Origin of the sequence: Desulfovibrio subterraneus, from assembly GCF_013340285.1 — a bacterium.
In the GTDB taxonomy this organism is placed as follows: domain Bacteria; phylum Desulfobacterota; class Desulfovibrionia; order Desulfovibrionales; family Desulfovibrionaceae; genus Halodesulfovibrio; species Halodesulfovibrio subterraneus.
This window is the reverse complement of record NZ_BLVO01000013.1, coordinates 1,510,618-1,537,483: the sequence shown is the minus strand read 5'-3', so window position 1 is coordinate 1,537,483 and position 26,866 is coordinate 1,510,618. Positions and strand designations below refer to the sequence as shown.

The following is a 26,866-nucleotide window of genomic DNA, read 5'->3' as shown; positions in this document are numbered from 1 at the left end:
TAATTCCCTGCAATGTGTTGCGGGAAGCAGGTATTGCCTTACTTGCTGCCTTGCCTTTCCGTCAATGGTGACATGCGGCTATATGGGCCGTGCCCCTGTCATGTCGTGTCATGAAGTGACATGCAGTGACATGCGACGACGTGTGACAACATGTAGCGACGGGGACTTGTGGGGCCTGAGAGCCGCAACGTGGGCGCAATGCATGCCGTGGCAGCCTGATATGATCGGCAGAGGTTGCCGGCCCTGATTACCTGCGGTGACAGGCCGCAAGCGTTGGCGCGGTTGCCCGGGTACGGATATTCAATATCAGGAATGTGCAGTCAGAGGCAATGAGCATGCGGGCTTCGGAAAAAAAAGGGGCGGCATACCCCTTGCTGCGGGTTTACAAATATGGACATTTGAGCCTATGAACACTCTTTTCATGAAGCGTACGCGATGTACGACATACCGAGAGGTTTTCCCGAATGACAAAGCATTTCACGAGAATCAGAGATCTGGGCTGTGAAAACGCGCGCAGGCTGATTGCCCGCGCCAAGGAAATGAAGGATACGAATCATCGCAGCGACCTGATGGCAGGCAAGTCTGCCATTCTGTTGTTCGAGAAAGCCTCCACGCGAACCCGGGTATCGTTTGAGACGGCTCTGCACCACCTTGGTGCGAAGACCATTTTCATGACTCCCGCTGAAAGCCAGCTGGGCCGCAGCGAGCCGCTTCGCGATACCGCCCGCGTTCTTTCCCGCTACAACGACTGCATGATTGTGCGTACTTTCGGGCAGGAGAAGATCGACGAGCTGGTGCGCTTCGGCAGCATTCCGGTGGTCAACGCCCTGACCGATCAGGGACACCCCTGTCAGGTCATGAGCGACCTGCTCACCATGTATGAGCATACCCCCGATTTCAGCACCATCCGCGTGGCATGGATAGGTGACGGCAATAACATGGCCAACTCGTGGATCGAAGCTGCCATGTACTTCCCCTTCGAGCTGTTCATGGCCTTCCCCGAAGGCTACGAGCCCGACAGAAACCTGCTCGGCCTTGCCCTGCAGGCCGGTGCCAAGATTTTCTGCACCCACGACCCCAAGGAAGCCATTGAAGGCGCGCACTACGTCAATACCGACGTGTGGGCATCCATGGGACAGGAAGCAGAGCAGGCCCGCCGCGAAAAGGCCTTTGCCGGATACATGATCGACAGCAATATGATGAAGTACGCCGCAAAGGGTGCCAAGTTCATGCACTGCCTGCCCGCGCATCGCGGCGAGGAAGTGAGCGAGGAAGTGTTTGAGAGCGAGGCTTCCATAGTTTTCGATCAGGCGGAAAACCGCCTGCACATGCAGAAAGCCATTCTTGAGTGGATTTTTTCGTAGCGTCCGCAGTGCGGACCGGTACGTTCGCGGGCCGATACCCCGCATAGATTGAGTGTATACAAGGAAGAACAATGAGCAAGGATATCAAAAAGGTCGTGCTCGCCTATTCCGGCGGGCTTGATACGTCTGTGATCCTCAAGTGGATCGCCCTTACCTACAACTGCGAAGTGGTCACCCTTACCGCCGACCTTGGTCAGGAAGAGGACCTTGACGGCGTGGATGCAAAGGCCCTTGCCACCGGTGCCAGCCGCGCCTACGTGGAAGACCTGCGTGAAGAATTTGCACGCGATTTCATTTTCCCCATGATGCGCGCCAACGCCGTGTACGAAGGCCGCTATCTGCTGGGTACCTCCATTGCCCGTCCGCTCATTGCCAAGCGCCTTGTGGAAATTGCCCATGAGGAAGGCGCACAGGCCATTGCCCACGGTGCCACCGGCAAGGGGAATGACCAGGTGCGTTTCGAACTGGCAGCCATGGCCCTTGATCCCAAGCTGAAGATGATCGCCCCGTGGCGTGAATGGAACTTCCGTTCGCGTACCGACCTGACCAATTTTGCCTCGCAGCACGGCATTCCGCTGCCTGTTGCCGCTTCCCGCAAGCTCTACAGCATGGACCGCAACATGCTGCACTGCTCCTTCGAAGGCGGCGAACTGGAAGATCCGTGGAACGAACCGCTGGAAGGCTCCTACATCATGGCTGTGCCGGTTGAGCAGGCTCCCGACACTCCCGAATACATCGAGCTTGAATACCTGCATGGCGACCCCGTTGCACTGAACGGCGAAAAACTCAGCCCCGCAGCCATGCTGAAGGCGCTGAACACGCTGGGCGGCAAGCACGGCATCGGCCGTCTGGACATGGTTGAGAACCGTTTCGTGGGCATCAAGTCCCGCGGCGTGTACGAAACTCCCGGCGGCACCATCATGCACATTGCTCATCGCGACCTTGAAGGCATCTGCCTCGACCGCGAATCCATGCACCTGCGCGATTCCCTGATTACCCGTTACTCCGAGTGCGTGTACAACGGGTTCTGGTTCGCGCCCGAGCGTGAAGCGCTGCAGAAGCTCATTGACGAAACCCAGAGAAACGTGACCGGCACCGTGCGTGTGAAGCTCTACAAGGGCAACGTTGTTCCCGTGGGCCGCAAGTCGCCGTTCTCTCTGTACCGTGCAGACCTCGCCACCTTTGAAGAAGATGAGGTCTACAACCAGGCGGACGCAGCCGGCTTCATCCGTCTGCAGGGCCTGCGCCTGCTCGGATACAAGAAGTAGCTTCTCTGTCGGTTTCTGATGCAGGGAGCGCCGATTCCGCCAGCCTGTGAAGGCTGTGCCCTGAGGTGATCGGCAGCATTTCCCTGCAGTAGAATAGTAGAGTATACAAGTGGGGTAGCGTGGCACACAGGCCGCGTTACCCCATTATTGACATTGGAGGTCGCAGTGGCATTTCGCCGGACTGCAGAAGACCTCAGCAACCGATCGCCAGAGCCCCGGCTCCCGTGCAGCATCACAATACGGAACAGACATGGCAGAAAAGAAGATGTGGGGCGGACGCTTCCGCCAGAAGACAGCGGCCCTTGTGGAAGAGTATACCCAGTCCGTGTCCTACGACAGGCTGATGTACCGTCAGGATATTGCAGGCTCCAAGGCGCACGCGCGCATGCTGGCACGGCAGGGCGTTATCTCGCAGGATGATGCGGACAAGATCGTCTCCGGTCTTGCGCAGATTCAGGAAGAGATCGAGTCCGGCAATTTTGTCTGGCGCAGGGAAATGGAAGACGTGCACATGAACATCGAGAGCCGTCTTTCCGAACTGGTGGGCGATGCGGGCAAGCGCCTGCACACCGGCCGCTCCCGTAACGATCAGGTAGCTCTGGATTTCCGCCTGTACGTGTCCGACGCCATCCGCGAATGGCAGGAACAGATTCGCGCCGTCATTGCCGAACTCGTCAAACAGGCCGAACACCATGTCGATACCCTGCTGCCCGGTTGCACCCACATGCAGCCCGCACAGCCCGTATCGCTGGGCCACCATCTTCTGGCATATGCATGGATGCTGCGCAGGGATTATGACCGTATCGCGGATTGCGATAAGCGCACACGTGTGTGCCCGCTGGGAGCAGCCGCACTTGCCGGTACCACCTATCCTCTCGATCCTGCCTCCGTGGCTGAAGAGCTCGGCATGTTCGGCACCTTCCGCAACTCCATGGACGCCGTTTCCGACCGCGACTTTGCGCTGGAATCCATGTTCTGCGGTTCTCTGATCATGGCGCATCTTTCCCGATTCTGCGAAGAGCTGATCATCTGGGCCAACCCCAACTTCGGCTACATCTACCTGCCCGATGCCTATGCTACAGGTTCCAGCATCATGCCGCAGAAGAAGAACCCCGACGTTGCCGAGATCATGCGCGGCAAGGTTGGGCGTGTGTATGGTGCGCTGACAACCCTGCTCACCACGGTGAAGGGGCTGCCCATGACCTACAACCGGGACCTGCAGGAAGACAAGGAACCGTTCATGGATGCGGACAAGACCGTATCCAACTCGCTGGCACTCATGGCGGGCATGCTCTCCGAACTGCGGTTCAATACGCAGCGCATGGCCATGGTGATGCGTTCCGGCTTCCTGAACGCCACCGAGCTTGCCGATTACCTTGTGGGCAAGGGGGTTCCCTTCCGTGAGGCCCACCATATTACCGGTGCGGCTGTGGCGCTTGCCGAAGACAAGGGCAAGGCTCTGGAAGATTTGAGTCTTGATGAATTCCGCTCTGTTTCCGAACTTATCACGGACGATGTATACACTGTTCTTGCCTATGAAACTGCCGTTGCACGCCGCAAGACGCAGGGTGGCACAGGGCCTGATTCAGTAAGGGCCCAACTGGCCGAGCTGGCCGCATGGCTGGCATAGAGTAAGCTGTATTATGCGAATGAAATAACCCCGCTCCGGCGGGGTTTCATTTTTGTATCGAGCGTGTAGGCTGATATAATTCAGGTAAAAATTTTATAATAAATAGAACAAACGTATTGACACTTTTCTCAAATCTCAGCTAGGGGGGAAATGTTTGGTAGAGCGGATTAGCCTTCTCCGTGTGTGGGGAGTTCGGTTTTACCGCTCGTGTTACGGCATCCTGGAAAACGCTTGGGCTTCTTTCTTTCAGAGATCTACAGGGTTCGGACAGGCTGCAGAACACTTTGTACAATTTTATTATCCGGAGTTTTTTAGGCTATGTCCAAGAACATCTATGTTGGCAATCTGTCCTGGTCCGCAACTGACGACGACCTCCGTTCCCTGTTCTCCAACTACGGAAACGTACTGTCCGCCAAGGTTGTTGAAGACCGTGAAACCGGCCGCTCCCGTGGTTTCGGCTTCGTTGAAATGGATAACGCAGACGCCCTTCAGGCTATTGAAGCACTGAACGGTCAGAACTTCCAGGGTCGTGACCTGCGCGTGAACGAAGCACAGCCCCGTGAACGCCGTCCCCGTTACTAGCTAGAATACGCCAACACCGAAAGCCCGCCTCTGGCGGGCTTTTTTTGTGCATGAAAAAGCCCCCGGCTTCAGAGAAGCAGGGGGCTGTTGCATTCCAAGTCTGGGCAGGGCTGCTGGTGCTGCGCCTGTCCTTTGTGACAGTTAGTCGACCTTGTAGAAGGCCTTGGGAGCAGCGCCACAGATGGGGCACTTGCTGTCGGTGAACTCGCCTTCGTGGGTGTAACCGCAAACGGAGCAGTTGTAGTAGTCAACGTCCTTGGGGTTTTCCAGAGATTCGAGCATCTTGGAGTACAGTTCCGCATGTACCTGCTCTGCCTTGTTGGCAAAGCCGAAGTAGCGTGCTGCTACCTTTTCGCCTTCGGCTTCTGCCTCGACGATCATCTGGGGATACATGTTCTTGAACTCGTGGGTTTCACCGGCGATGGCGTCCTTGAGGTTGGAGATGGTGTCACCAATCTTGCCAGCGTTGCGCAGGTGGCCGTGAGCGTGGATGGTTTCAGCGTCTGCAGCTGCACGGAACAGCTTTGCTACCTGGGGAAAGCCTTCCTTGTCGGCCTGCTTGGCGTAGGCAAGGTACTTGCGGTTAGCCTGGGATTCACCTGCAAAAGCTTCCATCAGATTGGCAAGGGTCTTACTCATGAGTTTGTTCTCCTTAAATATTCTTGTTTGTGATGTATATGAGGTGGCCGTTTGGCCTCTCCTTAATAGGAATGGTTACTATTTAAGTAAAACAGTGATTCATGTAAAGAGAAAAGTGAAAAAACTTTGCAAGGTTCGGAAATTCTACTCCTTATGCCTCTTCGGAGCCGGGAGGTGGAGTCTCGCTATCCTCTGACTGTTCTTGCATAGCAGAGAAATCGTTATGAGCAAAGCGGGCTTCTTCCAAAGGCTGGTCCGTGTTGCAGGATGGTGCTGCCTCATCCGGTATTTCGCTTCCGGAACTGGTTTCGCGTTCAGGGGCGTGCGTGCGGGGAGCCCGGTCATTGACAAATTCGGGTTTCACCTGTCCCTCTTCCAGCACAAGGCGGGCCGTATAGGGCTTGCCTGCACGCGAGACAAAGTCCAGCGGTTCGGCCGTGCGGCCGGTTTCCAGCAACTCACGGATAATCTCCGGAGGCAGTTCACGCCCGAACATGGTCTTCCATATCACAAAAAGACAGCCACCGTCTTCACGCTTCCAGCGCGAACAGCTGAATCCTTTTTCCCGTTCCACAATCTCGCCGCCGCACAGGGGGCATTTGCCATCCGGCTCGCGGGCGGGCATGGACCTCGCCTTGGCTGCCACAATGATGGAAGCGACACTGCGCCCCTTAATGTGCCCTATGCCACGGCTGACCATGGTGCGGATCTCACGCATGAAGTCGGGATAGGTGTACTGGGCTGCTTCGATATCCTTGAGTTTCTTCTCCCACAGGCCGGTCATTTCAGGAGAGGCCACCTCGGGCAGGAGCGCGGAGACGATGTCCGCCACCTCCAGCCCTCTTTCGCTGCAGATCAGCTTTTTCCCGTCCTTATCAACATAGTGGCGGGAGAGCAGTGTTTCAATGATCTGGGCGCGTGTGGCTGGGGTGCCAAGCCCGCGTTCCTTCATGGCATTGCGCAGTTCTTCGTCTTCCACGAATTTGCCTGCGGTTTCCATGGCGGCGAGCAGCGATGCGTCGGTGAAGTGCGCGGGGGCCTTGGTCTGACGGCGTACGGCGTTTACCGCCTCGGTTGTGACCTTGCTGCCCTTGCGCAGCGAGGGGAGGGGATTGTCTTCTGCAGCACGCCACGGTTCCACCAGCAGCCAGCCCCTGTCCTTGAACACCTTGCCCTTGGCTATGAAGGTATGGCCTTCGACCACAATGTGCACCGTGGACGATGAGAAGGTGGCCTCAGCGCTGAAGGCGGCGATGAAACGTCGGCACACCATATCATAAATGTTGCGCTCTTCAGCAGAAAGGCGGTCGAGGTCGGCCTTGTTGGCCGTGGGGATGATGGCGTGGTGGTCCGTGACCTTCTTGTCGTCCACACAGGGAAATTTCTTGCCGTCGCGGATGCGGCCCACTGCCGGAACTGTCTCGTCAGGGTAGAGGTGATAAATGGCCCTGAAGTAGTTGAGTATCTCCGCAAAGAGCTCCTTGGTCAGGTGCCGGGAGTCGGTTCGCGGATAGGTGAGCAGTTTCTTCTGTTCGTAGAGTGCCTGCGCGATGGTCAGCGTATCTTTTGCCGAATAACCGAAGCGGGTGTTGGCCTCCCGTTGCAACGTGGTCAGGTCAAAGGGCAGGGGGGGCTTGGTGCTGCCCTTGCGGCTGGTGGTGCTGTCCACCACACCATCTTTGCCCTCGCATTCGTGAACGATGTGGTTGGCCTGCTCTTCTTTGTTTATGCGCGTTTCGCTGAGTTCCGGCGGCTGGTGCCACGTGGCGGCAAAAGGGGGTTCCCGTTGCTCGTCGGCAGGGGCGGCCCCTTTGCCGAAAGAACCTTCTACCGTCCAGTAATTCTGCGGGACAAAGTGCTCGATCTCGCGGCGCCTGTCAGCCATCAGTTTGAGAACCGGCGTCTGCACGCGGCCCACGGAAACAAGGCTGTTGGCCTTGATGGTGAAGATGCGCGAAAAATTCATGCCGATGAGCCAGTCGGCTTCGGCCCGTGCAAAGGAGGCAAGACCGAGGTTGCGCTTGTTGCTGTCCGGCAGCAGTTTGGCAAGGCTTTTCTTCAGGCCCTCTTCGGTCATGTCGTTGGCCCAGAAGCGTTTGACGGGCTTTGAACATTCCGCCATCAGGTAGATGCGGCGAAATATCAGCTCACCTTCACGACCGGCGTCAGTTGCGTTGATGACGGTGTCCACTTCGTCCAGATTCAACAGCCTGTTCAGCACCGCAAACTGCTTGCGTCCCTCGTTGAGCACGGCGAGTTTGAACTTGGGAGGAATGATGGGCAGCTGTTCAAGACTCCACTTGCCTTTCCAGGCTTCGTGCTGGTCTTCAGGTTCGGCAATGCCCACAAGGTGGCCGACGGCCCAGCTGACCAGATGGGTAGGACCTTCCATGTAGCCGTCGCGGCGGCCTGTGGCATTGACTAAGGGGGCTATTTCCCGTGCGACCGAGGGTTTTTCTGCGATGATGAGCGTTTTGGACATGTTGCCGAGGATGTAGGACGAATGCGGCGTTTGGTCAACAAGCCCTTGCCGGGCCTCGATTGGCGGTGCCGGGAAACCGGAGTTGACCTTATGTTCGCCTGCCGCTATCCAGCCACCATGACTGCACGTTACTCCATACCGGACTCATCCTTTCACCGCGTGGAAGAGATGATCAAGAAGAGCCGGTTCATCACCACCATGGCGCATGCTCCCTCTGTCGAGGCTGCGCGCGAATTCATCGATCGCATTCGTGCCGAGCATTCCGATGCCACGCATAACTGCTGGGCGTTTCAGGCCGGTCCGCCCGGCAGCACTGCCCACGTGGGTATGAGCGACGACGGCGAACCCCACGGTACGGCAGGCAGGCCCATGCTGAATGTGCTGCTGCATGCTCCGGTGGGAGAAATAGCCTGCGTGGTGACGCGCTATTTCGGCGGCATAAAGCTCGGCACCGGCGGCCTCGTCCGCGCCTATGCCGGTATGGTCAAGGTGGGGCTGGATACTCTGCCTGTCCGCGAACGCATTGTTCCCGTGCAGATGGAGGTGGTGCTGGACTACAGTGCCATCACGCTGTTCAAGCGTCTGCTGCCGGAATATGAGGCCGTGGTGCTTGAAGAGGCGTTCACGGTTGATGCCCGTTATGTGCTCGAAATGCCCGAGGAACGTGCCGAAGGACTTCGCCTTGCGCTGGAAGAGATGACCAACGGCACCGTGCTTGTGGAGTTGCTGCAGGAAGAACACGCCCAGGCTGCGATGAGCCATTGAGAATGGAAAAGGCCGGTACGAACGCACCGGCCTTGCAGGGTAATGCCAACCCCTCGTTTTCAGTAAAGCTGTATTCCCGGTAAGCCGGAACCGAGGTCTGAAAACGGATTTTCATCGCATATACGAGGTGCAGGAACGTTAGGTTCCTGCCCGGCGGAGCCAAAAAATACCAGAAATAACTTTGTCAGCAGTCTGAAAGGCCGGTACGAAAGCACCGGCCTTGTTGTTTTTGTGCGGGAATACTGACGGAAGCAGTTAGCCGCGGCGGGCCTGCTCGTCCACCACCCAGATGAGTTCGCCGTTGGTGGGCTTCACCCTCTGTGCTGGCAGGTCGGGAGAGCCGAGCAGATTGAGCGCCTTGGCCAGCACAGCATGCTTTTCTTTGCCCTGAACCATGAAGATGCAGCAGCGGGCGTTGTTCAGCACGGGCAGTGTCAGCGTGAGCCGGTCGCTCTTGAGCTTGCGGATGTGCTGGTCCACGACGAGCCGGTCTTTGATGTTGATGCCTTCTTCTTCAGGGAACAGGGAGGCCACATGCCCGTCTTCACCCATGCCGAGAAGAATGCAGTCAAAACGGGGCAGATCGTCCGGTCCCAGTTCGAAATGCTGGCGCAGCAGGCGTTCATATGTCTGTGCAGCCTCTTCCGGGTCCAGTTCGCCGCGCATGCGGTAGAATTTGGTCGCCTCTACCTTGTGGAGCAGCTCATCGCGGGCCACACGGTAGTTGCTGTCGGGGTGGTCGGGATCGACACAGCGCTCGTCTACCCAGTAAAAAAGCACTTTCTCCCACGGCATACAGTTCTGGAATTCGGGGGAGGAGAGCAGGCGGAACAGCAGGGTCGGGGTTCTGCCACCGGAAAGGGCCACGGAAAAGGTGCCATGATCGTCTATGGCGCGTTTGCAGCGCTCTATAAGCAGCTCCGCTGCAAGGCGGGCCATGGATTCAGGGGTTTCGGCAACGTGAAGTGAAAGCTGTGTGGATGTGGGCATAGGGGATACTCCTGAAGCGTTCTGCGCACCATAATCTGTGCAGACAGAGACGCGCTTTGCGTATGGCATAAATTTCAACGTATCTTGGCAGGATGCCACATTATGCAGCAGGTGTGAATAGCTGAGGTGCTGTGTTCCCCCGTGTTCTTGTGCGGTTTTGGGGCAGGGGGGGCATTTTGCGTCGCCTGTTGTAAGGAATGGCAGCTCTGAAGGATACTGTGGCGCTCTGGATATAACAAAAGCCCGTCGGTGAGACGGGCTTTTGTCGGTACACTGCTTCGCTACACTCAGCGTCTGATTTCCACCGCGAATACCGGCGGTTCCAGAATCTGCTTTTTCACGGCACAGCCTTCTACTGTGCGGATGAAGGCGGTTTCGAACTTTTCCGGAAAACTGTCCGGCACGGTTATGATCGTGGTGATCTTCTGCGCGCGATATTTCTTGGGATCGGGATCGAACTCGCATTCCATGGAGATGGCAATGCCGTCCATGGGAATATCCTTCTTGTCGCAGAAGCGCTTGGCATAGACACCGGCGCAGGTGGCCAGTGCGGCAAAGAACAGTTCAAACGGCGTGGGCGCACTGTCCTCGCCGCCCTGTTTTTCCTTCTGATCTGTGTGCACCGTGAAGTTGCGGATGCTTGCGGCCACTTTCATGCCGCCTTCGTATGTCACGTCGAGAATGGTATTGCTCATCGGGGTGCCTCTGAATGCCTATGGGGGCTAGCGTTACTATCAGCCTATGGTTTCCACACCGGCGTAGCGGGGTTCGTGCAGGGCCAGCACTCTGGATGCCATGGACTTCACCTTGAGCATGATGTCGTAGCTCTCCGTCGGGTTGATGCAGGTTCCGGGGGGAATGACCTCCATCTCCTGTGCGCGGATCTCCGCAGGCGGATTGAGATTTTCGTCAATGATGCAGAATCCGGTGATGGCAACGGTGCCTTCTGCTGTATCAATGAATATGGTCAGGCCACCGGCCGTGTGCACGGGGGTGTGCATGACGCGGATACCGGGCACGATTTCCTTTTCGTTTTCGGTGATGACGCGCAGCTGACCGTTTTCCTCCACATCTTCGATGTAATCTTCCAGATAGCGGAAATCGAGCGGGTGCGGATTGTGGATGTGCTCAAGTTCGCGCTCGTGCACATATATTTCGGCATTGCTGCACTTGTAGTCATTTTCGCAATGGTCGTTGTGCAGGTGCGTGTGGATGATGATGTCTATGTCGTCCGGCGTAAGGCCGTATTTGGCAAGCCCTTCTTCAAAGGTGTAGATGGGGCCGCCTATGGCCTTTTCGCGGTCTTCAGACTTGATGGGCTGCATTTCGCCCGTATCCACCAGAATCTTCTTGTCGCCGCCTTCGACATACCAGCAGTAGATAGGGATGGTGTAGGACTTCCCGTAGTCGTGCTGATAGGTCATCATGCCTTTATCAAATACCTTGGTTCCCATGACAATGGGATGGATTTTATACTGCATGGCATTCTCCGTATGCGCATTAGAGATGGAAGTACGGAGAGTATAAGTACTTTCAATCCGGATGTCATGGGATGTCCTCCTGAAAAAGGAGGTTTTGGGACGAAAAGGCTATTCCATCGAGGTGCGGCGCGGCAGGAAGGTGCTGCGCAGAAAGCTGGGATGGAAGAAGTAGAGCGGGTTGGCCACTATGCGGTCCGGCAGAATGTGATACCAGCGGTAGCCCATTTCACGGAAGTAGCGGTGCGCCTGAGCCCTGAAGCCTGTTTCACAGGCGGCCAGAAGCGCGGCGTCCCGCTGGCAGCGTGACGAGGAAACGGGGTGCAGAATGCGCGGCTTGAACCCGTAGCGCCGCAAGGTGGCGCGTACCCGTTTGAATTCTCTGAAGCGGGAAAGGGCATCCGCCTGACAGAGCAGTATTCCCCATGCAAACAGGGCAGAGAGCGTCCAGAATATCAAGGCGATGATTTTGTTGCCGGATTCGCTGGCAAGCCCTGCCTCGGCACCGCACAACAGCGAAAGGCCCGCCATGCTGAGAGTGGTCATGTGGGGAAAAGGGGCTACCCGGACGTAGCGCGATATCGCTTTCGTGAATCGTGTACGCATACAATGTTTCCGTGCTCTAGCACTATGTCAGGCGGAGCGTTGCGTCAACATCCCGCAGTAAGGGGCAGCGGAGCAACGGACCTGCCCGGCGGAAACGCAGAGCAGGGATCGTGTTAATCCGCTATCAACCGGTCTTTTCCGGCTGTCTGGGCGGCATCCAGCCGTTTGTCGGCAAGGGCGATAAGGGCTCTTGGGCGTATATTATCCTTTGCCAGCTCTGTCGTGTCCGCAATGCCCGCCGAGAAGGTGATGGGCATATGGAAATGCGGTGTGGTGAATTCCGTAGTGCTTACATGCATGCGGAATGATTCGAGCAATGAGCGGCAGATGGTTCTGTCCGCTCCGGGGAACAGGATGAAGAACTCGTTGTTGCCCATGAGGGCCACTGTATCCTGCGGCCGCACCGAGGCGCTGAGCGCGGCATAAAAGTCCTTGAGCAGCTGCTCGGCGGCGATGGTGCCATGGGCCGCCAGCATGTCCTTGAACTGGTCGATATGGATGATCGCAATAGTGACGGTAAGGCTGTTTTTCTTGGCCTGTATGAAGCTTGTTTCTGCTCTCTGGAAGAACAGGTGTCTGTTGGGGATGCCGTTAAGCAGGCTTGTGCGGCCTATTTCTTCCACCTCACGCGCGAGCTGCTTTATGGCTGTTATGTCCGTGAGAATGCCCGCAACAAGTTTGGGCGGCAGTGTTCCTACCTTGACCACGGCACCTTTGCAGGAAACCCAGCGCAGGCCGCTGGAGCTGGTTCTGAATTCCAGATTGATGGTTTCCGCCTTGTCCTGAACAGCGGACTTTAATGAAGCATAAAAGGTTGTTATGGCGGAATCGGAAAGCTTGGGCATGTCTTCCGGTGTCAGTTGGATGGATATGGGGGGCAGGCCGAGCAGGGTGGCGGTTCTTTCATCAAGAAAGAACTCATTCTGTCTGAGATCCCATTCCCAATAACCGGCCTGCGTGCTGGAAAGAACCTGACGGGTTTTGAAGCGCCATGCTTCGAGGTCGGATTCAGCCAGCATTCTGAGCTCATGTTCGGCAAAGAGCCTGCGGCGGAACATCCACCACATGAAGAGCAGCAGCAGGGTTGCGGGGGCTACATACAAGACGAACTGGGCTTCGTAGCTATGCCAGTCTATGAAGCTATGCTTGGGCTGATAAATGAAGTGGTTGAGGTTGTATCCCGGTTTAGCGAGTCCCAGCTGCACGAAGGTGTCGGCCATGTGCCTGAACCTGCCGGGGTTCATGTGGCCTATTTCGATGACCGTGGGCATGATCAGCTTCTTCATCTCCTGATACTCAAACCAGAGGTGCTCCTGCGTTCTCGGAATGAGAGATGGCGGGTACTTGGTGAATATGGTGCGGATCAGCTCGTCCGGATGGTTAAGGGCGTACCCCCAGCCTTTGAGGGAGGCACGGATGAATGCCTCGACAAGTGCGGGGTTCTGCTCGGCAAGGGTTTCCGTGGTGAAGAGGGTGTCTCCGTAAAAATCGATGCCATACCACAGGGGACGCAGCAGGCGATAAGGGACTGATGCCTTTTTTAAAAAGAACGGCTGGTTGGAGAGATAGCTGGAAAGCGCATCCACCTTTTTGTCGATAATGCCGTTCATGGTGAAGGTGGAAGGAACGTGGATTATCTTGTCCTTGGTGAGCCCTTCGTTCATCAGCAGGGCATATATTTCGGCATCGCTTTCCATGTCACCCATTTCAAGGATGCGGCCGGCAAGATCCTGCGGAGTGTAGATGCCGGAATCGGAACGAACGAGCAGAGTTGCCGCTGAATGCTGGAATATGGCCGCAAGGGCCACAACAGGCTGCCCCCGCAGGCGGGCGAGCAGTATTTCCGAGCCGCCGACGCAGAATTCCGCCTTGCCCTGCATTATCTGTGTAAGCGGTACAATGCCGGGGCCGCCTTCGCGTATGGTAACCTCAAGCCCCTCTTCCCTGTAATATCCCTGCTCCACAGCGGCATAGTAACCGGCAAATTCAAATTGGTTCTGCCAGTGTAACTGCAATGTTACCTTATGAAGATCGGCACGCGAGGGGGCCGGTGTGAAGGCAAGAATGGCAACAGGAACAAGTAACAGGAATAATGCTCTGAGAACACACGGAAAGCTGCGGAGAAGCTGGCCGCCGTGTGGTCGGGCGAGGTGGCGCGAATGGGCGTGCACTGACATGAATGGTTACATTCCTGTTAGAGTTTCTCTGATAATTTATACAGTTCTATGTGGATGGATACATGGTGTCAATGCGGTGGCGGCAAAAGCGTTGGTTATGGTCAGTTTTTCCTCTTTCCGGCGGCCTTTCGGGGCGGTAAAGCGCTTTGTGATTTGTTTCTCCAGTCATGGTTATTCTATTGTGGTGAATGTGATGCAATAATTTTTTATGGCACCACTGTTGCATTGTTGTTCTCCATAAAGGCTGACGGGTAAGATTCCGGAAGGAGGCAGTCATGCAGGAATACACTATAGAAGCCATGGTCGCGGAAAGAGTGGAAACCGTGTATTCGGGGCAGCGGGTTGTGCACGTGAGTGCTGCAGACATACTCATACTCATGGAAGGCAAGCGGGCCATCGCCCGTTCCGCGCAGAAGGTTGCGGAAGCCGTGGGCGTGCGTGGACAGGATGTGGTGAATAATCTGTTCGGCAACATGTATTATGTGGAGCCCTCCGGCACGCTGGTGATGGCCATATACATGCCGGAGCACGGCCTTGAGCTCTTTGCGGAGGTGCCTGCACGGATGTGGACATTCAAGGGGCAGAGCCGCTATCTTAACTGATGGCGGGCAGGAACGGACGCACTTCTTGACGCTTGATGCGGAATCCTTAACTCTACAGTGAATTACATCTGCTGAGAATTGTGTAACGGTTGCAGCGGGTGTGTGCCGGAGGAGGGTGTGATAATGCAGATTCCCATGCGTCAGGAGTATATCCGCAAGCGCCTTCAGGTGCTGAGGCCCGAGCAAAGGGTTATTTGCATGGACCCTGAACTGCTTGCCCTGCATGAGGATGCCGCAAAGGTACTGGAAGGGGCAGCCGAGCAGGTGGCTTCGGAAGCAGGCGTACCGGTGTCGATCATACATGACAGGTTGTTCCAGTTTGTGTTCCGGCTGGAACCTTCCGGCAGTCTGCTGCTGGTGCTTTCCGTGCCGGAGCGGGATGTGGAGATTAATGTGGAGCTGCCACATGCTCTCTGGAAGCAGACCACACCGGAAAAACGTGCATGATGCTATGGAATGGAGTATGATGAAGCGGCCCTGCGGGGCCGCTTTTTTCTGCGCGTCGTATTCTGCGGACTGGACGTGCATGGCCTGCTTGTCGTACACGCCTAGGCAGCGGAGGACGCATGACCGAAGATTTTGATTTCATACATGACGAAATGGACGATAACGAGGGCGAGGAATATCTCAGCCGCTCCGAAAAAAAGCGCAGAAGCACGGCCCGCCAGAAGATTGGCGAGGACCTTGCGCGCATGCCCATAACCGCCGTACGCAGCTTCGGGCTTCCGTCTGCGCTGGTTGCGGCCTTTGAGGAATTTCACAAATATTCCAAACATGAGGCGAAGCGCAGGCAGATGCAGTTTATCGGCAGAATGCTGCGGGAGGTAGATACCGCCGAGCTGGAAGCCCGCCTGAGCGACTACCATGCCGGAAGGGCATCCGCCACCGCTGATTTTCAGCATCTTGAACGGCTGCGCGATGCTCTCATGAATGAGCAGGAAGGAGCCTTGGACGAAATGCTGGAAACGTATCCTTCTGCTGACGTGCAGTACGTGCGCCAGCTTGTGCGCAACGGGCGGAAGGAAATTGCGGCGGGCAAACCTTCCAAAACTGCGCGTACCCTGTTCCGCTATCTTCGGGATATTGAGGAACAGTAATAGCGTGCTGGCTGTGATAAAAGACGGAAAAAAGCCGGGCAATGCCCGGCTTTTCTGTTGTTATGGGTGCGCGGTTCAGGCGACGTCGTCCGCGAGCTTGGCGTCGCGGTACAGGCGGAAGGTGTAACGGGCAACGGAAACCAGCTCGTTAAGGCGGGGAAAGCGCGCGAGCATGGAGTTGGGGGCTGCGTCTCCGCGCGGGGTGGGTTCCGTCAGTATGCGGCGGAATACCCGCTCGGCCAGATCCTTTTCTCCCTCACGTTCCAGTGCGAGGCACAGTGCCTTTGCCGTTGCCTCCGGCTTGTCGGTGAAATGGCAGGCGCGGGAAATCTGGGTGGTCAGGTCGGACTCGGGGTCAACCCTGTGGCCTTCCGCAAAGGCCCGCGCCGCCGCGGTATAGTTGCCCTGCTTGAGCAGGAAGGTGGCCGTGCCGGTAAGCGGGTTGGACATGTCCGGCCGTTCCTTGACAAGCTGCTGAAACACGGCGCGCGATTCGGCGAACTGTTCAAGGCGTGCATAGGCCTCGGCAGCCATGCGCATGTATTTCTGCGACTGCTTTACATCTCCCTTGCCGCGCCATGCGCGGGAAAGACCGACGTATGCCTCGGCATAGAGCACATTCAGTCGCACGGCCTTGTTGAAGGCACCTATGGCACCGTCGTAATCGCCCACAGCAAGAAGATCCATGCCGCTTTCATACAGCACCTGCGCTCTGGGGCGGGCAATTTCCACAACCGTATGCAGCTGGTCGAGTGCCTTGTCAAAGTCGTTGGTATCTATCGCCTGCTGTCCCTGCTGCATCTTGCCGCTCAGGTAGGTGCCCGGCAGGGCCTTGGCAGCCAGTTGCAGCTGTTCTTCAAAGGCGGTGGTGGTGTAGGGGCGCAGAAGAAAGCCGGAGCATCCTGCGCGCACGCCGTCCAGCACGTCTGTGCGTGTGGCGTTGGCAGAGGCCAGCACCACGGGCAGGGCGGCAAGCCGGGGATGCTTGCGGATGATGCCGAGAAACTCCGTTCCCCGCATATCTTCAAGTGTGGCATTGCAGATCACGATATCAAAAGGCGGCAGGTCGTTCTTGAACGTGATACCTGCGGTCGCCTGCTTTGCCAGTAGTTTTGCCGCCAGCTCGCCGGAAGAGACCACCCGCACATGGCGGATGCCCAGACCGTGAAGCGCTGTGCGGTCGATGGCGGCTACGCCTTCGTTATCCGCAACAACAAGCGCGGACGCAAAGGGAGATTGAGTCTTGTTTCGCATTGTCAGGGCCTCGCTGTTGTGCCGCCCGTCGGGGGAGATTGGCGGCGTTAGCTTGCCATCCATATCGGCAGTTGCCTCCGTGAACTTTAGAGTTCGTCCGTAGGCAAAAGAAAGACCCGCCTGAAAGGCGGGTCGGTCTGGTTATGGTGAGGGCCGGGGGCCTACATCGTCACGTATGTGAGAAAGCAGAGCGCGATAAGCGAGAACAGGCCGGTAGCGATATACAGACGTTGCAGAAACAAATCATACTCCATTGCTGCGGCGTGAGTCTGGCGCATACTCAACTCCTACTTGTAAAGGGGGATGACCTTGGCCAATCGTGGCGGGGTTGCCGCTTTCTCCACTCCCTCATTCTGAATGGCGTTGTCCCTGTCATATTCCGTTCCGCAGTGGTAGCACCGTTTGGCATCACCATTGTCATGCAGGCGGATAAGGGTGCCGTCTCTGTTGTAGCAGGTGGTGCAGAACGGTCCCTGCTTTATGTTGCCGGTGATCAGCCAGTAATGACTGCCATCGAATATGAGATTCTTTGAAAGATAAAGAATGTCCTCAAATTCCTGTATCTGGGATTTAAGAACGCTATTCTCGTCGCATGTTTCAATATAGCGCGACTGCAACTCCATGAGAAGGTGCTTGGCTTCCTCGTATTTGCCTTTGAGGAAGAGCTCGTACACCTCTTTGTAGCGGTAATAGTTAAGCATGATACATATCCTCGTACCGTGATAGAGTTGCCATTTCAGGTAATACAAAATGTCTATCGGCCGGTGGGGGCGAAACTTTAGTCTGTCTGTGAGATATTTCTGCGTTTGAAAGTGAATGATGGGGAGCAGGCAGTCCGGCAGGCCCGTTGGCAGATGCGGCGCATGGTTTCAGGCGGCACGGGACAACCCGTGGCTGCACGGGCAAGCCTCTTGCAGACCGGAAACCGCAACGGCGCTGCGCCGCAGGGGAGGCTACTTGTCGGTGAGGGAGCGGCTGTCTGTATTCTCAGTCGTCGGAAGAGGCGGGTTTCTCCATGCCAATGACAAAGAGCAGCAGTGCGGGAATGACGAAGACCGTGAAAATGGTGGAAAGGGCAAGCCCGCCCAGCACCACGGAACCGAGTCCCCGGTAGAGTTCTGAACCGGGCCCGGGAGCAACGGCAAGGGGCAGCATGCCGAAGACTGAGGTTGTCGCGCTCATGTAGATGGGGCGCAACCTTGTGCGCACTGATTCCAGCACGGCCTCCCTGTGCTGCATGCCACCCTCGCGGATGTTGTTCAGCGCCTGATGCACAATGAGGATGGCGTTGTTCACCACCACCCCGATGAGAATGATGAAGCCGAGCATGGTCAGAATATCCATGGGCTGCTGGGCAATGAACAGGTTCTCAAGCTTCAGTCCCAGAATTCCCCCTGCGGAGGCGAGCGGAACCGTGAACAGGATGATCAGCGGATAAATGAAGTTCTCGAACAGCGCAGCCATGAGCAGGTAGGTAATGGCCACGGCGAGCAGGAAGTTCCATTGCAGTGCCTGCCGGGTCTGGGTCAGCTTGTCCGCAGCGCCTGAAAGACGGTAGGTGATTCCGGCAAGCGGTCCCTGCTGCAGCTTGGGAATGGTATCGTCACGGATGATATCCATAGCCTGTTCCAGAGGCATGCTCTGGGGCGGTGTGACCTGCAGGGTGATGGTACGCTGGCGTTCAAGGTGGCGTATCTGCGTAATGCCGTTGGTGCGCTCCAATGCCGCAAGCGAAGACACGGGAACAGGTATGCCGGTGGGCGTGGCCACCAGCGAGTGGTACAGATCTTCGGGCGAGAGCACGTCGCGGTCATCCGCCTTGACCACCAGATCTATCTTCTTTTTTCCTTCTTCGTTGAAGTCACCTATCTTGCGGCCGTCCATGAGCACGTCAACCGCTATGCCCAGTTCGGAAGAGGTGAGCCCCGCCGCCTTCAGCCGGTCGCGCTCGGGGTGCAGGCGAACTTCGGGAAAAAGCAGTTCCAGCGAGGGAACAGGGCGTATCTGGGCACCGGGAATGGCCTGCATGAGCGTGCCGAAGAGTGCGCCCGCCCCGCCGACCAGTTTGTCGATGTCGCCTGCGGAAAGGTCCACTTCAATGGTGCGGCCCTTGCCGATGTTGTCCTGAAATATGCCCGCCTGCATGGAAACGCCGTACATGCCGGGAATGGAGCGTATGGTGCGGGTGAATTCCGGAATGTATTCACCTGCGCGGTCTTCCACCTTGGATGTGGTGCCAAAGAGCATGAAGTCGGCCGCACCCACATAGAACAGGGCGTCTATGGGCGGTAATCCGTTCACGTCCGTATCCGAGGTATAAAGCGGACGGTAGGTGCTCTGGATATAGTCGCCTATGTCTTTGCGTTCCTCATACGAAAGGCCCGGAGGCGGTATGAGGATGTTCAGCACGAGGTTGCGGTTGCCCTGCGGCAGGTATTCCATCTTGGGAAAGGCCGCCCAGGTGATGAAGACGGAAACCGCGGTGAGCAGCGCAATGGTGGCAAGCCGTGTAACGGTGTTTCTTATGGCAAGCCGTACCAGCGACATGAAGGCATCGGCAATGCGCTTGCCGAGAGCATCCACGAAGGGAAAGAGTTTTTTGCCCGTTGGCCGCTTGCGGCTCATGGAAAAGAACAGGTTGGCCAGCATGGGGATGACCGAGACGGAAACGAACAGGCTGAGCGTTATGGCGCAGGTAACGGCAATGGCTATATCCTTGAAAAGCTGGCCTGCTTCTTCCTCGATGAAGGCCACGGGCAGGAATACGGCCACAGTGGTGAGGGTGGAGGCCACAACCGCTCCCCACACTTCTGATGTGCCGTCATAGGTGGCGCGGAAGGGTGTTTTGCCCATGCTGCGGTGGCGGTCGATATTCTCGAGCACGACAATGGCGTTGTCCACCAGCATACCCACGGCAAAGGAGATACCCGCAAGGCTCACCACGTTGAGGTTGCGGCCCAGCGCGTTCATGAAGATGAAGGTGCCTACCACGCTTATGGGAATGGCCACGGCTACCACAACGGTGGATGTGACCGACTGCAGGAAGACCAGCAGAACCACAATGGCCAGCACCCCGCCGATCATGATGTTTTCTTTTACCAGATCAATGGCGCCGTTGATGTAGGGGCGCTGGTCGTAGGACCAGTCCATGCGCAGGCCGTTGTTTTTCAGAATGCCCGCATTCAGCTCGCTAACCACAGCCTCCACACTGTCCGTCATGGTCAGGACGTTGGCACCCGCCTCTGACCGTATACCGCAGACAATGCCCCCCTCGCCGTTATGCATCATGGCTGTGGTGTGCTTGGCATAGCCGTAAGAGGCATCTGCCACATCCCCCACGGTTATGCGCCGTGCTCCGCTGGAGGATATGACGGTGTTCAGTATGGATTCCGGAGAGTTGAATTCCGCGATTGTCCGGATGCGGTACTGCCTGCGGCCCAGATCGAGCGTGCCTGCCGAGGTGTTGGCGTTTTCCGTGCGCAGCACTGTAATGAGGTCGGTGATGGTCAGGTTGTGGGCTGCCAGTTTGCGCGGGTTCACAATGACCTGCATCTCACGTTCCGTGCCACCGAAGACGAACAGATCCGAGACGCCGTCAACGCGCTCCAGATACTGCCGCACCTCGTTTTCAAAGAAGGTCCGGTACTGTTCGGCGGGTCTGGGGTTATCCGGCAGGGTTTTCAGCACAAGCCAGATGACAGGCGATGAGGATTCACCCGTGGCGCTGATGATGGGCTTATCCACGTTGAGCGGATAGCTCTGCACCTCGTTGAGCTTGTTGGAGACGCGGAGCAGGGCGTTGTCCGTATCCGTGCCTATCTTGAAGCGCAGTGTGATCTGCCCTCTGCCGCTGGAAGCAGTGGATTCCATGGTAATAAGGTTGGGCAGCCCCTTGAGCACCTTTTCCTGTTCTTCGATGATATCCCGCTCGACCTCATAGGGCGTGGCGCCGCTCCAGTCCGTTGTCACGGTTATTTCAGGTTCCGTGACCGTGGGGCTGAGCTGGTAGGGCATGCTCAGCAGGCCGATGGTGCCGAACATGACAACAAGGATTACGCCGACGAAAACCGCAACAGGCTTGCGTATGGAAAAGCGGATGAAGTCCATGTGGGTGCTCGCAGAATATAGGTTATACCCTCTCACTGTACCCATGCGGGAGAAAACAGTAAAGCTGTCGTGTTTTGAACCTTGTCTGCTGTTCGATGTACCTGCTTGGTCAGAAGGCATAAAAAATGCGGCACCCTGAGGTGCCGCAGATTAATGACAAACTGTTGTTTTCAGTAAAACCACATCCACATTAAGCCGGAACTGAGGCATAAAAACGGATTTTCATCGCGTATACGAGGTGCAGGAACGTTAGGTTTCTGCCCGGCAGAGCCAAAAAATACCAGAAATGACATTGTCAGCAGTCTGCGGCACCTTGAGGTGCCGCTTATGTTGTGTCCGGAACTAGCGGTTGGTCATGGAATCCGCCACTTCCTTTTCAAAGTCGGAGAAGGCCATCTCCAGATTCCACTGTGCCCGCGCCTTTTCACTTTCGTTCAGCAGCTTGCTGCAGGTGGCTGTTTCGTGGCCGATGAGCGAGTCTTTGCAGGCTCCGGTCATGACAAAGGCGGCAGGATCATCCCACAGGCTTTGTCCCGGCAGAAAGCTGTATTCAAGGCTGTTGCGCGACAGGGTTTTCACCTCGGTATAGCCGAGGTCATAATCCTTGGCGGCACGCAGGTATTCATTGGTCAGGTCAATGCGGGAAACCCCCTCGTCATCCGTGTTCAGCACCACCGGTACGCCGAACTGGCGGTAGATGGGGAAAGGATGATTGCCGCCGGAAACGCCCAGAATGCGGTCGTTGCTGGTGAGGCATATCTCTACCGCAATGCGCTTGCTCTGCATGGTGCGCAGCAGCTCGAAGGGCTTATCTTCATACATCACGTCCACACCGTGACCGATGCGGCGGGCATGGCCCTTTTCCACGGCTTCGCGGATATGGAAACCGAGGTGGCGCGGGGGAACAAGCCCCATGGTCAGTTCGCCCGCATGCAGGGTGATGGGGGTGTCTGCATATTCGGGCAGGCCGTAGAGGGCGTCTATCATGCTCATGTGCAGGGAGTAGTCGCGCAGGGCCACAGGGTTGTCTTCGGGGGCCACAAGGTTGAAGGCGATGGTGGCGGGGTCCTGCCGGACCATTTCGAAGCTGTAGGCAATCTGGGCGAACACCACCGCAGGAGTCTGGGTGCGGGTGACCTGCTGTATGAACGAAACGCCGAGGGCTGCTTCACGTTCGGTGAGCAGGGGGCGGGTTCTTTCAAGCAGCTGGCGGCGTGCTTCCACGGAGGCGGGCACGGAATTGAACAGCCCGGCCTGCCGGAGGGCAGCGAGGGTTGCTGCCGCATCACCGTTCCAGCCCACCGTGGTGGCTATGGTCTTGAGTTCCGGAGGATAGATGGAGGCCATCAGTTCCAGATGCATGATGTTCTGGGCGGCTGCGCGGCGGATAACGGATGCCAGCATGTCGGCATCGCGTCCCTGCTGGGCCGCACCGAACTTGCCGAAGGTATCAAAGAAATGATCATGCCCCCACATGGCCGAAGTATACTGCACATCGCGGGTTGAAAGCGCGTTGATGGCAGAGGAATACAGCTTGGTATCCTTTTCCATGGTGGCGGCGGGAACAGTGCCTTCGGGGCACTGTGCAGGGGCCTTGACGGGCTTGTCGGTTTTGCCCGTTTTTTCCGGCTTGCCGGCAGCAGCTGAAATTTCGAAGGTGGTGGTGTTTATGCAGCGGTTATCCTGCATTGCCCACTCGAGGTAATCTTCCGCATAGACCGAGCCGGAAAGATGGGCGTGAAGGTCCGCTCCCTTGGGCATGGCCGTAAGAAAGCCGCGCAGCATGGGCGGATTCTCGCGGATGGTATCGAAGAAGATGATGGTGGTCTTTTCGTTCTGGGAAAGGGCCTGCTTGCCGGAAGCGATGGCAGGGCTCATCAGGGTGATGATCATGAGCATCAGTGAAGCCAGTCTGATCATGCAAAAACTCCTCGGTGGGACATGAAATGATGTTTGCCTGCCGTATGGTGCAGCGGCAGATGTCACATGGGTATGCAATCCGTAATATACCGTTATGATTGCCGGAGCAACCGCGAGATGAATTCGCGGCTGTTTCCTTCTGCCTGTTTGTATTCATCCGGCGTCATGCCTGCGCCAATGGCGATGGCCCGCCGCTTGTCGCGAGATATGAAGTCCGATCCGTGATGCGCGTCGTTGTTGATCACGATCCTGGCGTTTGCCCGTCGGGCCACATTGACAAGCAGGCCGTTGCACAGGGCGTTGCTCGGGCGGGTGGAAAGTTCCAGCAGCACGCCCTTTTCTGCCGCGAGCATGGCTTCCTGCTCCGTGATGAGGCCGGGATGACACAGAATGTCTGCTCCGCCTTCAATGGCGGCGAGGTTTGTACCTTCTTCCACCACATCGGAAAGAGTCTGGCCGTGTACGCTGACCACCTGTGCGCCGAGTTCGCGGGCTTGCGCAATGGTGTCCGGTATCAGGGCAGGGGGAACGCTTGTGAGCTCAACCCCTACGAACAGGTCAATGCCTTCATGCAGGGAATAGGTCTTTGCCATGGGCAGCTGGTTTTCCAGAATATGGCGCATGTTGCTGGCGTCGGCGTGGTCGGTGAAGACAATGGCGCGGTAGCCCGCAAGCTTGGCAAGGCGCAGCATGTGTGCGGGAATGTGTTTGCCGTCGCTGAAATTGGTATGCACGTGCAGATCGATCATGAACGTTCCTGTCCGGTAATGGGTCGTGGGTTACGGGTCAGAAACGATATACGCCAGAGCGTTGCATGATGCAAACGCAATGGCCTCCGCCTTTGCAGGCGGAGGCCATGTGGATTAGGAGCGGGGCAAGGGTCATACAGCTGCGGCCGCTGTGTCGGAATAACTGGCCATCTGTGACATCTGCGTCTGATATGCCTGATCGGCCATTCTGCGCATGAAGCCGGAAACAAAGCTGCCGCTGTCTGAACCTGAAGAGCCGCTGCCCGACAGACCGTCCAGCGTGCCGCTGAATGTGCCGTTCATCATGGCCTGACGAAGCTCGTCAAAACTGACGGTACCGTCCTTGTTCAGGTCCAGTTCATCGTATTCCTCTTCTTCGGAAGATGAAGAGGATGCCTGAGTGCCGGATGCAGAGGCTGCGGTCTCACTCGTGTCCGAGGCTGAAGCGGCGGCTACATCCGATGCGTCCCCGTTTGTGCTTTCGGTTGTACTGGTGGAGGATGCCCCCATCTGCATGGCTGCCTGATGCATCTCATCCATGCGGGCCTGCAGGTCCTCGGTAATTTCTTCCGAGGAGAGAATTCCGTCGCCATCGCTGTCGATGGAGCTGAACTGGTCGCTGTCCATGCCCAGTTCTTCCTGACTCAGGGAACCGTCACCATCCCCATCCAGCTGGGAAATGAGGGAAGACGCAATTTCATCGGCAGTGGGAGAAACGCGCATCCCCATGTTGAAGGCCCCCTTTTCCTGCCTTCTCCGCTCCTCGGCGGTCAGTTCATCCGCAGAAAGAGAGCCGTCTCCGTCTGCATCAATTGCATTGAACTGCTCCTTACTGAAATCGGTTTCTTCAATGCTGAGCAGGCCGTTTTGGTCCGTATCATGGCCGGAAATGAATGATGCGGCAAACTCGCCCGTATCCTTCTGTTCCATCGCATTGCGCAGCTGGGCAAGCGCATCTGCCATGCTGCCGGAGGAACTGCCGCTGACTCCGTAAATAGACATGACTCACACCTCTCTATTCGTGTTGGCGCAGGGCAGAATTTTCCCTGTGCGGTGTCATGCGCAAGGCGTGCAAGGCGGCGGCCGCAGGAGCTTAACTCACCGTTGGGTAACTATAAGAATTGTAAAGAGAATGGGGAAAAATAAAAGCCGGGTGGCCCCGGCTTGGTGTTGCTGCTTACATCTTGGTTTTTGTATCAGGCTCAAGATGTTTGAGGAGTTCCTTGAGGGTCTCTTCGTCCGGCCCTTCGTGTTCCTCCCCTTCCTGTCCGGTCTGCCCTGTGTGGGCAGCGCGGATGCTCTCTGCCTTGCGCATCATCTCGGCTGCGGCGTCGGCAGGTTCAATCAGGTGGGCGGGTTTGGATGCGGACGGACGCAGATTATCCCTGGCGGCGGCATCGAGCACGCTCTGACGGACGAGAATGGGAACTCCGGCGCGAAGCGCAAGGGCAATGCCGTCCGAGGGGCGGCTGTCTACCCTGTGGCGGGTTCCTGCGGAAAGGATATCCAGTTCCGCAAAATAGGTGCCTTCACGCAGATCGACAATTTCCACCCCCAGCAGTTCGGCGCCGAGCTTGCCGATGGTGCCGAGCATGAGGTCGTGGGTAAGGGGGCGGGGAACGCTGACGGCGTTGATGACCACGGAAATAGCCATGGCCTCCATGGCGCCTATCCAGATGGGAAGGGTGTCATTGCCCTGCACGCTTTTGAGTACAAGAATGGGAGCCTTGGTCTGCTCGTCCAGGGTCAGTCCCGCAACCTGCATCACTACCATGGTTCACCAGCCTTTTCTCCGATCAGGGAGTGCTTTTTCGCCTCGGTGATGGTCACCGGCATGAATTTGCCCGCCATGTCGCCGCCGGAGGGCAGTGTCACATGCACCAGCTGGCCGAACACGTCGCGTCCCTGCCATGCCTCTGCATTGTTGTCGGAGCCGGGCTTTTTGCTCATGCCTTCGAAAAGGACGTCCAGTTTCCTTCCTACCATACTTTGCAGGATATGTTCAGTATATTCCGACTGCCAATCCTGATATCGCTGCAGCCTGTCCTGCATGACCTCTTTGGTCACCTTGTCGGCAAGCATTTCCGCGCGGGTTCCGGGGCGGTCGGAGTAATTGAACGAGAAGGACTGGGCAAATCCGATTTCCTGCGCCGTGCGCAGGGTCTGCAGAAAATCTTCTTCGGTTTCGCCGGGGAAGCCGACAATAATGTCCGTGGTCAGCTGCAGGTCGGGACGGGCGTGGCGCAGTTTGTCCACTATGCCGCGGTAGCGGGTAATGTCGTACTTGCGGCCCATGCTTTTGAGAATGCGGTCAGAGCCGGACTGCATGGGAAGGTGCAGACGCGGGCAGATATTCTCGCGGGTGCCGAATGCGTCGATGACTTCGTCGGCGATATCCTTGGGGTGCGAGGTGACAAACCGCAGGCGTTCCAGTCCCTTGATGTCGGCCACCTGATGCAGCAGTGCGGCAAAGGAGGTGCCGTCGCCGTGCGCGTCCTGCCCGAAGGAGTTCACGTTCTGCCCCAGCAGGGTGATATCGCGCATGCCGCGTGCAACCAGCGTGCGGCATTCTTCCAGCACGGAAACGCTGGAGCGCGATTTCTGTCTGCCACGGGTGTAGGGCACGATGCAGTATGCGCAGAAGTTGTCGCAGCCCTGCATGATGTTGACGAATCCCGCCGGAGGAACCACGCCGTCGGACCATTCCTGATCCTTTTCAGGGTATTCCTCGGAAAAGTCGAGCAGGCTCATGCGCAGCTGATCTTCCTCCACAAGCCGGTCGAGTGCCTGTGGGGCCGAAGCAAGGCCGTCCGTGCCGAAGACAAGGCGCACCTGTTTGAAGCGGTTGAAGAAACCCCGGCCTACCTGCTGCGCAACGCAGCCGCCCACAGCCACGAGAATGTCTTCGCGGCCCTTGGTCATGGTCTGGATTCTGCCCAGCAGGCTGTAAACCTTCTGCTCAGGCTTTTCACGGACGGAGCAGGTGTTGAGTATGAAGACAGATGCGTCTTCCGGCGTGGCTGCTTCCGTAAAGCCGCGGGAGATGAGGGAGCGCTTCAGCCAGTCGGAATCGTTGGAATTCATCTGGCAGCCAAAGGTCATTATGTGAAAATTACGTTCAATCATGGCATTCTCGGTGCTGGGAAATGGGCGGTG

Annotated in this window: 23 protein-coding genes; 8 read left to right on the top strand and 15 right to left on the bottom strand. The window is 57.0% G+C overall.

Translation table 11 applies throughout. From position 1 onward, the window contains the following. The first annotated feature begins 464 nt into the window (after positions 1–464). The 4 genes from argF to rbp all read left to right on the top strand — a co-directional run bounded on the left by argF (position 465) and on the right by rbp (position 4,844). Entirely contained in the window at positions 465–1,364 is a 900-nt protein-coding gene (gene argF, locus HUV30_RS14040) for an ornithine carbamoyltransferase (protein WP_174406046.1), read from the top strand. A gap of 71 nt (positions 1,365–1,435) precedes the next feature. Next, positions 1,436–2,632 carry an argininosuccinate synthase gene (locus HUV30_RS14035; RefSeq protein WP_174406045.1) on the top strand — a complete coding sequence of 399 codons (1,197 nt, stop codon included), beginning with the start codon at positions 1,436–1,438 and terminating at the stop codon, positions 2,630–2,632. Between the two features lie 250 nt (positions 2,633–2,882). Further along, complete coding sequence (gene argH, locus HUV30_RS14030; protein ID WP_174406044.1) at positions 2,883–4,262, top strand: argininosuccinate lyase; 1,380 nt, start codon at positions 2,883–2,885, stop codon at positions 4,260–4,262. 318 nt (positions 4,263–4,580) lie between these two features. Next, a complete protein-coding gene (gene rbp, locus HUV30_RS14025) occupies positions 4,581–4,844 on the top strand; it encodes an RNA-binding regulator (RefSeq protein WP_174406043.1) in 264 nt (87 codons plus the stop codon). 141 nt (positions 4,845–4,985) lie between these two features. Here rbp and HUV30_RS14020 read toward each other — a convergent pair whose 3' ends face one another. After that, positions 4,986–5,483 (bottom strand): rubrerythrin family protein, encoded by a 498-nt coding sequence (locus HUV30_RS14020; RefSeq protein ID WP_174406042.1) that lies wholly within the window; start codon positions 5,481–5,483, stop codon positions 4,986–4,988. A gap of 151 nt (positions 5,484–5,634) precedes the next feature. Continuing rightward, positions 5,635–7,965: a type IA DNA topoisomerase gene (locus HUV30_RS14015; RefSeq protein WP_174406041.1), complete on the bottom strand. Its 2,331-nt coding sequence runs from the start codon at positions 7,963–7,965 to the stop codon at positions 5,635–5,637. A gap of 21 nt (positions 7,966–7,986) precedes the next feature. Here HUV30_RS14015 and HUV30_RS14010 point away from each other — a divergent pair, with 21 nt between their 5' ends. Next, positions 7,987–8,730, top strand: coding sequence for a YigZ family protein (locus tag HUV30_RS14010; protein WP_373869333.1), 744 nt, complete (start codon positions 7,987–7,989; stop codon positions 8,728–8,730). 255 nt (positions 8,731–8,985) lie between these two features. Here the strand turns inward: HUV30_RS14010 and pgl are convergent, their stop codons facing one another. The 5 genes from pgl to HUV30_RS13985 form a co-directional block, all read right to left on the bottom strand. Further along, the gene (gene pgl, locus HUV30_RS14005) at positions 8,986–9,720 is read right to left on the bottom strand and encodes a 6-phosphogluconolactonase (protein ID WP_174406040.1); all 735 of its coding nucleotides are present in this window, start codon (positions 9,718–9,720) and stop codon (positions 8,986–8,988) included. 287 nt (positions 9,721–10,007) lie between these two features. Further along, on the bottom strand, positions 10,008–10,415 hold the full coding sequence (locus HUV30_RS14000) for an OsmC family protein (RefSeq protein WP_174406039.1): 408 nt from the start codon (positions 10,413–10,415) through the stop codon (positions 10,008–10,010). Positions 10,416–10,454: 39 nt separating this feature from the next. Continuing rightward, complete coding sequence (locus tag HUV30_RS13995) at positions 10,455–11,201, bottom strand: N-acyl homoserine lactonase family protein (protein WP_174406038.1); 747 nt, start codon at positions 11,199–11,201, stop codon at positions 10,455–10,457. Positions 11,202–11,309: 108 nt separating this feature from the next. Further along, entirely contained in the window at positions 11,310–11,804 is a 495-nt protein-coding gene (locus HUV30_RS13990) for a hypothetical protein (protein WP_174406037.1), read from the bottom strand. Positions 11,805–11,917: 113 nt separating this feature from the next. Further along, positions 11,918–13,981, bottom strand: a complete 2,064-nt coding sequence (locus HUV30_RS13985) for a GGDEF domain-containing protein (protein ID WP_174406036.1) — start codon at positions 13,979–13,981, stop codon at positions 11,918–11,920. A 275-nt stretch (positions 13,982–14,256) separates the two neighbouring features. Between HUV30_RS13985 and HUV30_RS13980 the strand changes: the two genes are divergently transcribed. The 3 genes from HUV30_RS13980 to yjgA all read left to right on the top strand — a co-directional run bounded on the left by HUV30_RS13980 (position 14,257) and on the right by yjgA (position 15,680). Beyond that, a complete protein-coding gene (locus HUV30_RS13980; RefSeq protein WP_174406035.1) occupies positions 14,257–14,583 on the top strand; it encodes a hypothetical protein in 327 nt (108 codons plus the stop codon). 123 nt (positions 14,584–14,706) lie between these two features. Further along, entirely contained in the window at positions 14,707–15,030 is a 324-nt protein-coding gene (locus HUV30_RS13975) for a hypothetical protein (protein ID WP_174406034.1), read from the top strand. Between the two features lie 119 nt (positions 15,031–15,149). Further along, positions 15,150–15,680 carry a ribosome biogenesis factor YjgA gene (yjgA, locus tag HUV30_RS13970; protein WP_174406033.1) on the top strand — a complete coding sequence of 177 codons (531 nt, stop codon included), beginning with the start codon at positions 15,150–15,152 and terminating at the stop codon, positions 15,678–15,680. Positions 15,681–15,755: 75 nt separating this feature from the next. Here the strand turns inward: yjgA and HUV30_RS13965 are convergent, their stop codons facing one another. From HUV30_RS13965 to miaB, 8 genes are all read right to left on the bottom strand, one after another. Then, a complete protein-coding gene (locus HUV30_RS13965; RefSeq protein WP_205245224.1) occupies positions 15,756–16,934 on the bottom strand; it encodes a tetratricopeptide repeat protein in 1,179 nt (392 codons plus the stop codon). Between the two features lie 287 nt (positions 16,935–17,221). Further along, entirely contained in the window at positions 17,222–17,635 is a 414-nt protein-coding gene (locus HUV30_RS13960) for a hypothetical protein (RefSeq protein WP_174406031.1), read from the bottom strand. A gap of 286 nt (positions 17,636–17,921) precedes the next feature. Beyond that, positions 17,922–21,041 (bottom strand): efflux RND transporter permease subunit, encoded by a 3,120-nt coding sequence (locus HUV30_RS13955; protein WP_174406030.1) that lies wholly within the window; start codon positions 21,039–21,041, stop codon positions 17,922–17,924. Between the two features lie 342 nt (positions 21,042–21,383). After that, positions 21,384–22,961, bottom strand: a complete 1,578-nt coding sequence (locus tag HUV30_RS13950; protein WP_174406029.1) for an adenosine deaminase family protein — start codon at positions 22,959–22,961, stop codon at positions 21,384–21,386. Positions 22,962–23,053: 92 nt separating this feature from the next. After that, a complete protein-coding gene (locus HUV30_RS13945) occupies positions 23,054–23,710 on the bottom strand; it encodes a histidinol phosphate phosphatase domain-containing protein (protein ID WP_174406028.1) in 657 nt (218 codons plus the stop codon). Positions 23,711–23,842: 132 nt separating this feature from the next. Beyond that, positions 23,843–24,712 carry a penta-EF hand family protein gene (locus tag HUV30_RS13940; RefSeq protein ID WP_174406027.1) on the bottom strand — a complete coding sequence of 290 codons (870 nt, stop codon included), beginning with the start codon at positions 24,710–24,712 and terminating at the stop codon, positions 23,843–23,845. A gap of 175 nt (positions 24,713–24,887) precedes the next feature. Further along, complete coding sequence (locus HUV30_RS13935) at positions 24,888–25,484, bottom strand: bifunctional nuclease family protein (RefSeq protein WP_174406026.1); 597 nt, start codon at positions 25,482–25,484, stop codon at positions 24,888–24,890. Continuing rightward, a complete protein-coding gene (gene miaB, locus HUV30_RS13930) occupies positions 25,478–26,836 on the bottom strand; it encodes a tRNA (N6-isopentenyl adenosine(37)-C2)-methylthiotransferase MiaB (protein WP_174406025.1) in 1,359 nt (452 codons plus the stop codon). Before miaB ends, HUV30_RS13935 begins: the two co-directional genes overlap by 7 nt. Positions 26,837–26,866: the final 30 nt, after the last annotated feature.